We start from the raw sequence: 13522 nt of genomic DNA on the forward strand, positions 1-13522 counted from the left end.
GCCATGCCCATGCCGCCGCCGATACACATGGAAATCAGGCCGGTGGCGTAATCTTTTCGCTGCATCTGATAGATGCCGGTTACCATCTGGCGCGCTCCCGTACAGCCGATGGGATGACCTAGAGAAATGCCGCTGCCAAGTTCGTTTGGTTTATCGTTGGCGATGCCCAGTTCACGCATGCAGCCGATTGCCTGGGCGGCAAAGGCCTCGTTCAACTCTATCATTTCGATATCATCAATGGTCAGGTCACAGTTCTGCAGCACTTTCCTGATGGCCGGAACCGGTCCCAGCCCCATATAGGCCGGGTCAAGGCCCCCGGCAGCGAAACCTGTAATTGATACCAGGGGGGCAAGGCCGAGCTCTTCCGCTTTTTCCCGGCTCATGAGAAGAACCGCGGCGGCCCCGTCGTTTATTCCTGAAGCATTTCCGGCAGTAACCGACCCGTTTTTTGCAAAGACGGGTCTTAACCTGGCCATTTTTTCCATATTGGTGTCCATGGGCCGTTCATCGCTGTTGACAATGATATCACCCTTACGATGTTTGATGAGAACATCGGCAATCTCGCCACTGAATGTGCCGTCCTGCACCGCGGCAAAGGCCCGGTTATGGCTGAGAACAGCCAGTTCGTCCTGCTCTTCCCGGCTGATATCATACCTGGCGACAATGTTCTCGGCGGTGACTCCCATGTGGTAGCCGTAGAAAATTTCGTACAGACCGTCGTAAACCATCAGGTCGCGGACTTCACCGCTGCCTGTGAGCTCCATTCTGTGGCCCCAGCGGGCTTTCGGGAGAGCCATTGGGGCGTTGCTCATGGATTCCTGTCCACCTGCGACCACAACCTCCGCCTCGCCTGTCATGATTGAAGCAGCTCCCAGGCTAATGGCCTTGAGACCTGAGCCGCAAATCTTGTTGATGGTGAACGCAGGAGTTTCCTTGGGATATCCGGCCCGGATCATGGCCTGTCTGGCTGGATTCTGTCCCTGACCTGCCTGGAGGACATTGCCCATTACCACCTCGTCAATAACTATTGGGGTGAGTGATTCATCCCAGTCATAGGCGGCGGTTTCAATTTCCACCTTTCCCTGGTCCTTCAGTTTGTCCGGTCCATAGGCGGCGGTCCTGTCATCTGTAAAGGGACGAAGATCTACTTTACGTAAAAGGTCTTTCATGACAACGGAGCCGAGTTCGATGGCGGGAACATTTTTCAGAGAGCCGCCAAAAGAGCCAACTGCCGTCCTTGAACCACTAACTATCACAACTTCCTTCATAATTTTATTCTCCTTGTGCTGATTGGTAAGAAAATCGCTGGTACTATAACAGATTAATTGAAGGCATGAAATAGTTGATTTGATGTTGACTTAAACGTTAAGGTAAGATATGATTGAAACGATTAAGGTGGTGATCAGGCCGGATTTTACGTTGGGAATATTTATGTATAGTTAATAGGACATTGACTTGAAGTGGTGGGAAAAACATAAATATCACCAGTGATTTTTTACGTGGGAATAATTCCTGGCGTAAATATATCAATATTAACGTAAACGTAATGATTAGAGTCAGGGTGAATATTTCTTGTGGAGAAGAGAAATCATGAATGTTTTGTCATATCAGTCAATCCCGGCAATACTCAAAGACAATGCCGTCAAATACGCCAGAAAAACAGCCATAAGCTATAAAAAGCGTGGTACTTTTCTCTCTCTCAGTTATGAAGAATTTTATGAACGGGTCCTTCTTCTGGCGCGCGGCCTCGGCAAGGCCGGGGTGAAACCTGGTGACAGGGTGGCCATTTTTTCCGAAAACAGACTGGGATGGGCTATTTCGGATTTTGGTATTCAATGCGCCCGGGGGGTCACTGTTCCCATTTATGCGACAAACACTCCGAAACAGGCGGCCTATATTCTTAATCATTGCGAGGCTAAGGTCGTTTTCGCCTCCACCAAAGGGCAATATGAAAAACTGCTTTCCATCCGGGATCAGATTCCCGGGGTGGAGCTTGTTATTTCCTATGAGCGATTCATGGGAGACCGTTCCTTTCCTGTTTTTACCCAGTACCAGCTCTCGGAGGTTTCAACTCCTCTCGCGCTGGAGGATAAGGAAAAAATAGAAAGGCAGATCGATGAAATCAGTCAGGATGATCTGATCACCATTATCTATACATCAGGGACAACGGGGGTTCCCAAAGGTGTGCTCCTGACCCAGAAAAATATCATGACCAACGCCCAGTACGGTCTGGAAATGCTTGGTATAGAGCAGAGAGAACAGACACTGCTCTCCTTTCTGCCCCTCAGTCATGTTCTGGAGAGGACAGCAGGGTATTATGTGACATTAATGAATGGGAATCATATTGCCTTTGCAGAGAACGTGGCCAAGGTGATGGAAAATATGGTGGAGATCCGGCCCACTAACATGGTCAGCGTTCCAAGGCTTTTTGAAAAAATTTATTCAAGGGTTTATGAAAATGTTCACCAGATGAGCCCGATGAGACGCAAGCTTTTCCACAAGGCAATTGAAGTGGGAAGGCGTTACGTTTATAAAAAATATGTTAAACATGAACCTCTGGGGTTGCTGAACCTGCAATATAAAATATTTGACCGTCTGGTCTTTAAGAAAATCCGTGATCGCTTCGGCGGCAGGTTGAGTTATTTTCTTTGTGGCGGTGCCCCGCTGGACAAGACGATAAACGAATTCATGTGGATTATCGGTATTCCGGTCTACAATGGATACGGCCTGACTGAAACCAGTCCCGGTATAACTATCAGCAGTGCGGGAGATGTTCGGTTTGATTCGGTAGGAAAGGTGTTCAAGGAGACGGAAATCCGCCTGGAGGAAGATGGAGAGCTTGTTGTCAGGGGTCCTCAGGTTATGCTGGGATACTATAAAAATGATGATGCCACCAGGGAAACCATGGAGGACGGCTGGTTCAGGACAGGGGATATTGCCAGGATCGATGAAGATGGATTTGTTTATATTGTCGATCGTAAAAAAGAGATCATTGTTACTGCCGGGGGTAAAAATATCGCGCCCCAGCCTATTGAAAACGAGCTGAAACTGGACAAATATATTTCTCAGGCCATTGTATTCGGGGACCGTAAACCTTACCTGGTTGCTCTTCTTACGCCGAATATCGAACGGCTCATCAATCTGGCCCGTGAGGAGCATATTGATTATATTGATATGGATGAGCTGGTTAATCACAGTAAAATAAAAGCTCTCTACGCGGAACGCATTGAGAACCTCAACAGAAATTTCCCCTCCTATAAAACAATAAAATATTTTGCTGTAGTGCCGAACGAATTCTCTATCGAGGGCGGAGAATTGACACCTACCTTGAAGATGAAGCGGAAAATCATTTATGAAAAGTATAGAGAACTGGTTGACGATCTCTATCTTACCAACAATAACGGGGTGATTTCCCCGCAAAAGAAATAAATGCAGGGCTGGACCAGACGGCTCAGCTGAAAAGAACAATGAAAACCGCGACTGCGGCAAAAATATCTGACGCAATGCAGGTTTTCATAATACATGGAGATAAAACATGAGGCAGATTAATCGTGTAGCCGTTCTTGGTGCCGGAGTCATGGGGGCGACCATAGCTGCTCATCTCGCCAATGCGGGACTGGACATTCTGTTACTTGATATCGTTCCAAAAGAATTGAACGATGAAGAGAAGGCAAAGGGACTCACCCTGGAAAGTCCGGTCGTGCGCAATCGTATTGCGGCCGCGGGCCTTCAGGGACTGTTGAAGATGAAACCGGCGCCTTTCTATCTCAAGGATTTTGCGGCCCAGATTGAAACAGGCAATTTTGAGGACGATCTTGAAAAGCTTGGTCAGTGTGACTGGGTAATAGAAGTGGTCATTGAATATATGCCTATTAAGCTTGATCTTCTGAAGAAGATCGTGCCTCACCTGGCACCGGAAGCAATTCTTACCACCAATACCAGTGGACTTTCCGTCAACGAGATGGCGGAGGTGCTGCCCCCTGAAGTAAAGAAAAATTTTCTTGCCACTCACTTCTTCAACCCGCCGAGGTATATGCGGTTGATGGAAATTGTTCCCTGCAGTGATACTGACAGGGAAGTTATGCAGGGTCTGGCGGATTTTATCAGCAGAAAGCTGGGCAAAGGCATTGTTTATGCCAAGGATACCACCAATTTTATCGCCAACAGGATTGGAACCTATGCCATATTCAAGGGAATGGCGCATATGATGGAGATGGGGATGACAGTGGAAGAGGTGGATGCGGTTGCCGGTCCTGCCACTGCCAGACCGAAAAGTGCGGCTTACCGCACCGCAGATCTGGTGGGGCTGGATACTCTGGCCCATGTGGGCACCAATTCCCATGATCTGCTGCCGGATGATGAGGAGAGGGAGGTTTTCAAGCTCCCTGACTTTATGAAAAAAATGATTGAGAACGGTCAGCTCGGCAACAAAACAAGGCAGGGTTTTTATAAAAAGGAGAAGGTGGACGGTAAGCGGGTCATTTTTTATTACGATTATACCAGTGGAGAATACAAGCCGCTTGAAAAGCCGAAATTCCCTTCCGTCATGGCTGTAAAGCAGGTGGACGATCCGGCCGTAAAACTCAAAATGGTAGTGAATGGTACGGACAAGGGGGCCGAGTTTGCCTGGAAATCAATTCGCGACACCCTGATCTATGCGGTTAACAGGATTCCGGAAATTGCCGATGATGTGGTCAATATCGACAACGCAATGCGCTGGGGGTTTAACTGGGAAATCGGTCCCTTTGAGATGTTTGACGCCATCGGTGTGAAAAAGTTTGTCAGGCGGGCGGAAAAAGACGGAGTCAATCTGCCGGAGGTGCTGAAGGATATTGAATCGTTTTATCGGTTCAACGAAGCGGGAGAAAAGGAGTATTACGATCTGGTTGGGAAAAAATATGTGCCGGTGGTGCTGCCGGAAGGCCAGATTCACCTTGAGATCCTGAAAAAAGGCGGAAATATTGTAGAGAAAAATGCGAACTGTTCGGTAGTCGATCTGGGTGATGGTGTCTTCTGTTTTGAATTCCATTCCAAGATGAATGCCATCAGCGGCGATATCCTGGCAATGACCCACAAGGCGATAAAACGTGCGGAACAGGAAGGTGTGGGACTTGTGATCGGTAACAGGGGCGCCAATTTTTCAGTCGGGGCCAACCTGATGATGATGGCTGTGGCCCTGGCAGAGGGTGCCTTTGATGACATTAATATGGTACTGCGTTCATTTCAGAAGGCCACCATGGCGGTCAAGTACGCGAAAGTTCCGGTAGTGGCGGCACCGTTTAGCATGACCCTGGGAGGCGGTGCGGAATTCTGCCTTCAGTCGGATGCGATCAACGCCCACGCTGAAACCTATATGGGGCTGGTAGAAATTGGTGTAGGTCTTCTGCCTGCAGGCGGCGGTACCAAGGAAATGAGTATGCGGGCCATTGAGCTCGCGGGGCAGTATAAGACCGATGTCCAGCCGTTTATAATCAAGAATTTCGAACAGATTGCCATGGCCAAAGTGTCCATGGGTGCTGCGGAACTCCCCGCCATGGGCTATATGCGTCACGGTGACAGTATCACCATGGATGTTGATCGGCTGATCGCCGACGCCAAACAGAAAGTCCTGGCCCTGGCTGTGAATTATCGACCGAAACGAAAGGCTGAAAAACTGCCTGCACCGGGCAGAGGCATTGCCGCGGCCATCAAGAGTCAGCTGTGGAATATGCAGATGGGCAATTTTATAACCGAGTACGAGGCGGAAATGGGGACAATTATCGCCCGGGTCATCTGCGGTGGTGATGTCAATCCCGGGACCCTGATCAGTGAAGACTATCTCCTGGAACTTGAAAGGGAGAATTTCCTGAAACTTGCCGGGAACAGGAAAACGGCGGAACGTATACAGCATATGTTGAAGCGTGGCAAGCCTCTTCGTAACTGATTCTCCTGACAGTATTCCGGCTGACCGGAAAAGAAAAATAAAAAAGTAAAAAAGTAAAAATCCATACCCTCCTGGGAGGAATGATATGAAGAAAGCATATATCCTGGCAAGTTATCGAACACCGGGTTGCCGGGCAAACAAGGGAAAATTCAAAGACATGCGGCCGGATGATCTGGCGGCAACTGCCATAAAAGGTCTTCTTGAACGAACGGAGACCGATCCCGCGACCATTGATGATGTCTATCTCGGCTGTGCCTTTCCTGAAGCGGAGCAGGGCATGAATATCGGGCGTGTGGCCGGTATGAAGGCCGGCCTGCCGGTGGATGTGCCCGGACAGACAATTAACCGTTTCTGTTCCTCCGGGCTGCAGACCATCGCTTCCGCGGCGGAGCGGGTCATGTGTGGTTTTGCTGACTGCATCATTGCAGGTGGAGTGGAATCCATGTCCTGTGTACCCCTGGGGGGTCTGAAATACAGTGCCAATCCTTCAATCATGGTCGACTGGCCGGAGGCATTTTCGTCCATGGGCATTACGGCTGAACTTGTGGCCGAACAGTATGGTATTGACCGGCAGATGATGGACGAGTTCGCCACAGCCAGTAACGCCAAAGCGGCTGCGGCCATTGAAAACGGGACATTCAGTGATGAAATTATCCCGGTTGAAATTGAAAAGGATGTGCTGGTAAACGGTAAGATCAGACGGGAAAAAGAACTGGTCACTGTGGATGATGGTGTTCGTCCGGGAACAACTCCCGAGACCCTGGCGAAACTGCGGCCGGCCTTCAAGGTCGGTGGTCCGGTCACCGCGGGAAATTCTTCCCAGATGACCGACGGGGCGGCCGTTGCCATGGTGGTGTCGGAAGAGTACCTGAAAAAAACCGGTAAGGATCCTTTTGCCCGTTTTCTTGCCTTCGCGGCCAAGGGTGTTCCTCCGGAGGTCATGGGGATCGGGCCCATCAAGGCCATTCCCGCGGTTCTTGAGCTTGCCGGACTGAAGCAGGAGGATATTGATCTTATCGAGTTGAATGAGGCCTTTGCCGCCCAGGCCCTTGCGGTTATCAAGACCCTTGGCCTTAATCCGGATATTATCAATGTAAACGGCGGCGCTATTGCCCTTGGTCATCCCCTCGGTTGTACAGGGGCAAAGCTGACCACGACCCTGCTCCATGAAATGGGAAGGAGGGGGCTCAAGTATGGTCTGGTTTCCATGTGTATCGGTGGCGGTATGGGGGCAGCCGGACTTTTTGAAAAGCTCTGACCGGTTCCAGACCGGTACTGAAATTTTCCTGGTTACCATGAAATTCAGCCGGATTAGAGATGTAGATGTTGTATCAGGCTGAGTTTTGTCCGTAATTAAAATATTTATTTCACAAAATACAGGTGATTGAAATGGCAGATAAGTTATTGAAGGGTGGTGAATATCTCATAGCCGAGACATCGTGCGAGGATGTCTTTACTCCGGAAGATTTTACCGATGAACAGAGGCAGATGGGAGAAACCACGGAGCAGTTTATAGAGAACGAGATCCTGCCTCATATTGAAGAAATAGATAAGCAGAACTTTGATATCGTGGTGGAAGGAATGAGAAAGGCCGGGGAACTTGGTCTTTTGATGATGGATTCCCCGGAAGAGTATGGAGGACTGGAGCTGGACAAGGCCTCGGGGATGCTGGTCAGCGAAAAAATCGCCTACAGTGGTGCTTTTTCCGTGGCTTTTACGGCGCACACCGGAATCGGCACCCTGCCTCTTATTTATTACGGTACTCCGGAACAGAAGGAAAAATATCTGGAAAAACTGACATCAGGGGAGTGGATTTCGGCCTATTGCCTGACGGAGCCGGGCTCCGGCAGTGACGCTCTGGGGGCCCAGGCAACGGCGGTTCTCTCCGAGGACGGAAAACACTATATCCTCAATGGTACCAAACAGTTTATCACCAACGGCGGTTTTGCTGAACTGTTCACCGTTTTTGCCAAGATCGACAAGGAACATTTTACCGCCTTTCTGGTGGAAAGATCTTTTGAGGGGTTGATCGTCGGCGCGGAAGAAAAAAAACTGGGCATCAAAGGTTCTTCCACGACCCAGGTTATTCTCGATAACTGCAAAGTGCCGGTGGAAAACCTGCTGGGTGAGAAGGGAAAAGGACATAAAATTGCCTTTAATGTTCTCAATATCGGTCGTTTTAAACTGGGGGCCTGTGTAACGGGGGCGGCCAAGGGCGCACTGGTCGACGGCATAAAATATGCCAATGAGCGCAAGCAGTTCAATACTCCCATTGCCCGGTTTGGTGCCATTTCTGAGAAAATTGCCGACCTGACCGCCCAGATTTTTGCCTCGGAATCCCTGGTTTACCGGATTGCCGGCCTTCTGGACGATAAGCTGGCAACGATCGAGAAGGGCATTGATAATTATTATGATGAATACCTGAAAGGCATTGAGGAATATGCTCCGGAATGCGGTATCTCAAAGGTTTTCTGCAGCGAGGTGCTGGCAAAAACGGTGGATGAGGTACTGCAGATTCATGGCGGTTACGGTTTTGTCAGTGACTATCCGGCTGAGAGGTATTATCGTGACGAGCGCATCAACCGGATCTTTGAAGGAACCAATGAAATCAACCGGCTGCTTATTCCCGGTATGATCCTGCGGAAATCAATGAAAGGAGAGTTGCCCCTGCAGGCTGAGGCGATGAAGGCTTTCGAAGCACTCATGACCCCGAGTTTTGATGAAATTGATGAGGAAATTCCTTTTGCCAGGGAGAAGGCGCTGATCAGCAATCTGAAAACATTGTTCCTGATTCTGGCAGGAGCCGGGGTCCAGAAGCATATGGACAAGCTGGCAAATGAGCAGGAAATCCTGCTGACCGCAGCCGATGTGGCCATTCAGATCTATGCCCTGGAAAGTACGGTACTCCGGGCGGAAAAAATTCTTGCCGGGGCTTCGGAAAAGAAACAGGAGCTGCTGAAGGCGGCCGTAAAGGTTTTCGCTTTTGATGCCACTGAAATTGCCGGAACGGCGGCGAAAAAGGGTGCTTTCTTCATTGAGGAAGGGGATACTCTCACCATGATTCTTTCGGGTGTGCGCCGGTTCGCCAAATATGATGCAACCGGTCTTCTTGAAGCCAAACGACTCCTTGCCCGGGCAGCCTGTGAAGAGGAAAAGTATATTTTTTAATCCCAGATGATTCCGATTCAGCACACAATCAATACACCTTATATGGTCGGCCCCGTTCACTGTTACAGCGGTGAACGGGGCGGTGATCTTGTTCTGTTTGATACGGGGCCGCCAACGGCCGAATGCCGCCGTTTCCTCCGGGAGAACATCGACCTGGACAGATTGAAACATGTGCTGATCACCCATTGTCATATAGACCACTACGGCCAGGTGGCCTGGCTGTGTGAAAACAGCGGGGCGACAATCTACCTGCCGGCGAGGGATTGTGAAAAAATACGTGAACACGATAAAAGGATGGGCGAGATGTACCATCTTCTTTCCTCTCTTGGCTTCAGTGAGGAATCTCTCGATGAGCTGCGGAAAATATTTGAGAGCGGCGCACTTTTCCCTCCCTTCCCGCGGGAATACTATCCAGCGGAAACATCCCTGCCGGAGCATCTTGGTATCGAAATTGTCAGTTGTCCCGGGCATTCCCAGTCCGATCTGGTCTATGTCGGGGAGCAGTGGGCAGTCACCGGAGATACCCTGCTGCGCGGGGTGTTTCAGTCTCCTCTTCTGGACGTGGATCTTTCAACCGGCAGACGGTTTAAAAATTATGAAATTTATACTCAAACGTTGAAAAAACTGGCAGGCTTGCGAGGGAAAACAATTCTGCCGGGTCACAGGAAGAGGCTGGTTTCTATTGATGAGACCCTTGTTTTTTATAATTCCAAAATGCTCTCTCGGGTCAGACATTTTCTGCCTTTCAGGGATGAGGAGAACATCCTTGTCATTCTCGATAAAATGCTCGGCAGCCGGGTGAATGATGTTTTTCATATGTATCTGAAGGCTTCCGAGGTTGTCTTTATGAAGGATTTTCTCCAGCGGCCCGACCTGCTTCGTACTTCCCTGGAGGAGATCGGGATTTTTGCCAGGCTGGCGCCTCTCTTTTTCGAAGCGACAAACCAGGAATATTGAGCAATGTCCAATCTTTTTTTCTATCTTGCTTCAAGAGCGGAAAATTCCGGATTCTGGCGGGCACTCTTTTCTTTTCTGCTCAACAGGATGATTCCCTTTAACCGGAGCCATGGATTTAAAATAGTCAGCATTGGTGCCGAAGTGGTTCGGACAGCTGCGCCTTATCGCAGGAGTAATCACAATCATATTCGCGGTATCCATGCATGTGCCCTGGCAACGGTGGCGGAATTTTCTGCGGGGCTTCTGTTGATGCAGAATTTCGGGCCGAAAAAATATCGTCTGATCATGTCCCACATGGAGATTGAATATAAATACCAGGCGAAAACAGCGGTTATTTCCGAATGCAGGCTGCCTGCCGAACGTATTGCCAAAGATGTTCTGCAACCGTTGCAGAGGGGGCCGACAGTCGATATAGTGCTGGAGAGCCGGGTGATTGACAGGAATGAAAACCTGGTGGCTCTGGCCCGGACAACCTGGCAGATCAAGCGTTGGGACAAGGTGAAAACCAGGGTGTAGAAAACACGTAACTACTCTAAGGATGTAATTGCTCACAGGTGCCGCAGATTCTTGCAGGCTCTTCTTCGCTTTTACCTACTTATGCGGACAAAAGAGGTCGTGAAAAGCTGGGGTGCTTGTGAGCAATTACTACAGGATCGCCACCAGTTCAGGAGAGAGAGCAATGGGACACCATCTGGACAGCAGGGATTCCATAGTACCACTTATTGACAGGCTCAATAAATACCCCATCGGCCTTGCCGACAATGAAACCCTGCGACGGATTTTAGCCATTCTTTTTTCAGAGGATGAGGCCTTTATCGCCTCAAGGTTTCCCCTGGAGGAGGCGACCCTGCCTGAGCTGGTCCGGGCAACGGGCTGGGAAAGTGAAAGGCTGGCTGCCAGACTGGATGAAATGGCGGACAAGGGGCTGGTCATGGATGTGACCTACGGTGGAAAGACGTATTATCTGCTCATGCCCGGCCTGATAGGTTTTTTTGAATTCACCTTTATGAAGCAGCGGCAGGATCTGCCGGTGGAAGAGTTGGCCCGGCTGATGCACGAATACCTTTTCGGTGATCCGGACCAGGAGATGGGCCGGGAATTTTTCGGCAGCAAAACTCCGCTGACCAGGTCACTGGCTTATGAAGAACATATTCCAGTGAGTTCAACCATCGCCACCTACGAGAGTGCCAGGGAAATAATAAAGAATTCCACTTTCGGGGCCATCGGCACCTGTTACTGCCGTCATAAAAAAGAACATGTCAATGAAACCTGTGAAAAGAATGCGCCGGTGCGTGAAATCTGTATTTCCCTGGGAACTGCTGCAAAGTTCATGGTGAGGCGTGGGTTTGCCGAAAAGAGGAGTAAAGAGGAACTGCTTGAAATCCTCAAAAGGGCAAGAGATCTGCATCTCACCCATATTACAGATAATATACGTCATAAACCTTCCTTTATCTGTAACTGCTGCTCCTGCTGCTGTGAACTGCTTGGCGGGGTGATCAACGGTTTTCCCATGGGGGTGGCCAAAACCGGATTTACCTTGCGGATCGATGAATCCGGTTGTATAGGTTGTGGGCTTTGCAAAAAGGCGTGTAATATAACTGCGCTTAAGCTGAAAGAGTTTTCTGCGGAGAGTGGAAAAACGCAAAAACAGATGACTGTCAACAGCAATCACTGTCTCGGGTGCGGAGCCTGTGTCGGGGTCTGTCCAACGGGTTCCCTCTCACTTGTTCGTGTGGAACGCGAGCCGCCTCCGGAGAAGAAAAAGGATCTTTTTAAAAAGATTCTCAAAGAGAAAAAACGTCTTGCCCCTTTTGTCATCAGCGGTGTGAAAAAAAAGGTCCGCCGTCTTTTTTCATCGGGGTGAGAGCAGGCCGGGAGTAAAGGCAGCGTGAGCCATCCCATTGTATACGAAGACAAGGACTGGCTGGTTGTTCAAAAGCCTGTTGGAATCGGCACCCACGGGAACCGGAAAGGTGATACCGGGCTTGCGGAATGGCTGGCGCTTCACACGGGGAGGCGTCTCTATATCTGCTCGCGGCTGGACAAGGGAACCAGTGGTCTGCTGCTCTTTGCCCGAAACCAGGAAGCCTGCAATCTGGCCGGACAGATTCACGAAGATCTGCGGGCGGAAAAAAAATATTATTTTCTCAGTGACGCAAAGTATGCGAAGGCAACCGACTGGGAGGTCGATACAGTTCTTGACGGGAAAAAGAGTCTGACCCGTTTTCGCCTGGTTGAAGGAAACAACGGTTTTTTTCTCTATGAGGCCCGCATCGGCCGGGGCCGAACCCATCAGGTTCGGCGTCATGCCTCCCTCTGCTCCATTCCGGTTCTGGGTGATGATCTGTATGGAACCACATCCTTCGGTCGCCTCTGTCTTCATTGTGGAGAATTGCAGTGGCCCGGAATCGCAAAAGTCCTTGTTTCTCCCCTGCCGGATTCCTTTCTATTCCTTCTTGCCGGAAGAAAAGATGAGCTGGTGCTTCACGGTGCAGTTGCCTGGGAGCGTCGCATGGGCTGGCCATCGATCATCGGCAATTGCTTCAGGTTGGTTCACCGGGGAGAAGCTGTTTTGCCGGTGTCTATTGATTTTTATGATTCTTTTCTGTCCATCACGGCATATGGGGATAGTGATGAAAACCATCGCCTGCAGAAAAAACTGCAGTCCCTGTTTGATTATTTTTCCGGGAAAATTCCAGTGAAAGGGGGGGTGATACGCTACCATGTGAAAAATCCCCACAGAAATAAATTGATCCACAAATTCCTGGAATGGGGAGAGGTTCCGGCCGAAGAGTTTACGGTGAGGGAACATGATCTTTCCTATGCTGTTACGCTCAAAACGTCCCGGCACATTGGGCTTTTTCTTGATCAGCGCGACTCTCGAAGACGGATAGAGGCCATTGCCCGGAATCGGCGGGTAGCCAATCTTTTTGCCTTTACCTGTTCCTTTTCCGCTGTGGCGGTAGCAGCGGAAGCGGAAGTTGTTTTCTCTGTTGATCTTGCCGCTTCAGCCCTTGCCAGGGGCAAGGAGAACTTTGCCCTCAATGAACTGGATAAAAATGGTCGCGGTAAATTCATCCGGGAAGATGTGATGAAATGGTTGGCCAGGCAGGAGAGAAAACTTCAGAATAATCCGAAGGAGTTTCCATTCTGGGATCTGATTATCTGTGATCCTCCGGTTTATGCCTCAGCCGGGCGAGGCCGTGATTTCCATGTGGAAAGGAAATGGCCGGAACTTGTCAGGCAGGTTCGGCTTCTTCTCTCTCACCGGGGAGTTGCCCTTTTCGCCAATAACCACCGCAGTGGAAATACAGTTTTTTACAGAACAGAGCTTGAAAAGCATTTCCGCACGGTTGTCCAGCAGAGCCCACCTTTTGATTTCCCTTCATTGCCGGACCATCCTGAACATGTACGCATCTACTGGTGTGAAGTATGAGCACAGCAGTTTAAGGGTCCGTTCAAGGTTAATATCAC

9 protein-coding genes are annotated in these 13522 nt (G+C 49.8%); 8 read left to right on the plus strand and 1 reads right to left on the minus strand.

Annotation, left to right across the window (positions count from 1 at the left end; all coding sequences use genetic code 11):
• Positions 1 to 1268: thiolase family protein (locus tag ACXLDX_RS02600; protein ID WP_457575634.1), on the minus strand; the 1268-nt coding region annotated here is incomplete at its 3' end.
• Between the two features lie 322 nt (positions 1269 to 1590).
• Between ACXLDX_RS02600 and ACXLDX_RS02605 the strand changes: the two genes are divergently transcribed.
• From ACXLDX_RS02605 to ACXLDX_RS02640, 8 genes are all read left to right on the plus strand, one after another.
• The gene (locus ACXLDX_RS02605; RefSeq protein WP_457575635.1) at positions 1591 to 3429 is read left to right on the plus strand and encodes an AMP-dependent synthetase/ligase; all 1839 of its coding nucleotides are present in this window, start codon (positions 1591 to 1593) and stop codon (positions 3427 to 3429) included.
• A gap of 106 nt (positions 3430 to 3535) precedes the next feature.
• Complete coding sequence (locus ACXLDX_RS02610) at positions 3536 to 5923, plus strand: 3-hydroxyacyl-CoA dehydrogenase/enoyl-CoA hydratase family protein (protein WP_457575636.1); 2388 nt, start codon at positions 3536 to 3538, stop codon at positions 5921 to 5923.
• A gap of 85 nt (positions 5924 to 6008) precedes the next feature.
• Entirely contained in the window at positions 6009 to 7181 is a 1173-nt protein-coding gene (locus ACXLDX_RS02615) for a thiolase family protein (RefSeq protein ID WP_457575637.1), read from the plus strand.
• A 131-nt stretch (positions 7182 to 7312) separates the two neighbouring features.
• A complete protein-coding gene (locus ACXLDX_RS02620; protein ID WP_457575638.1) occupies positions 7313 to 9091 on the plus strand; it encodes an acyl-CoA dehydrogenase FadE in 1779 nt (592 codons plus the stop codon).
• 6 nt (positions 9092 to 9097) lie between these two features.
• Positions 9098 to 10048 (plus strand): MBL fold metallo-hydrolase, encoded by a 951-nt coding sequence (locus ACXLDX_RS02625; RefSeq protein WP_457575639.1) that lies wholly within the window; start codon positions 9098 to 9100, stop codon positions 10046 to 10048.
• A gap of 3 nt (positions 10049 to 10051) precedes the next feature.
• Positions 10052 to 10564: a YiiD C-terminal domain-containing protein gene (locus ACXLDX_RS02630; RefSeq protein ID WP_457575640.1), complete on the plus strand. Its 513-nt coding sequence runs from the start codon at positions 10052 to 10054 to the stop codon at positions 10562 to 10564.
• 118 nt (positions 10565 to 10682) lie between these two features.
• Positions 10683 to 11912, plus strand: coding sequence for a 4Fe-4S dicluster domain-containing protein (locus tag ACXLDX_RS02635; RefSeq protein ID WP_457575641.1), 1230 nt, complete (start codon positions 10683 to 10685; stop codon positions 11910 to 11912).
• A 24-nt stretch (positions 11913 to 11936) separates the two neighbouring features.
• Positions 11937 to 13484, plus strand: coding sequence for a pseudouridine synthase (locus ACXLDX_RS02640; RefSeq protein WP_457575642.1), 1548 nt, complete (start codon positions 11937 to 11939; stop codon positions 13482 to 13484).
• Positions 13485 to 13522 lie beyond the last annotated feature (38 nt).

The sequence above is a fragment of the Desulfomarina sp. genome (assembly GCF_054039375.1).

Bases quoted from the DNA above. Each gene is read 5' to 3' on its own strand.
- ACXLDX_RS02625 (WP_457575639.1), top strand. From the start codon at position 9,098: ATGATTCCGATTCAGCACACAATCAATACACCTTATATGGTCGGCCCC.
- ACXLDX_RS02615 (WP_457575637.1), top strand. From the start codon at position 6,009: ATGAAGAAAGCATATATCCTGGCAAGTTATCGAACACCGGGTTGCCGG.
- ACXLDX_RS02605 (WP_457575635.1), top strand. From the start codon at position 1,591: ATGAATGTTTTGTCATATCAGTCAATCCCGGCAATACTCAAAGACAAT.
- ACXLDX_RS02630 (WP_457575640.1), top strand. From the start codon at position 10,052: ATGTCCAATCTTTTTTTCTATCTTGCTTCAAGAGCGGAAAATTCCGGA.
- ACXLDX_RS02610 (WP_457575636.1), top strand. From the start codon at position 3,536: ATGAGGCAGATTAATCGTGTAGCCGTTCTTGGTGCCGGAGTCATGGGG.
- ACXLDX_RS02620 (WP_457575638.1), top strand. From the start codon at position 7,313: ATGGCAGATAAGTTATTGAAGGGTGGTGAATATCTCATAGCCGAGACA.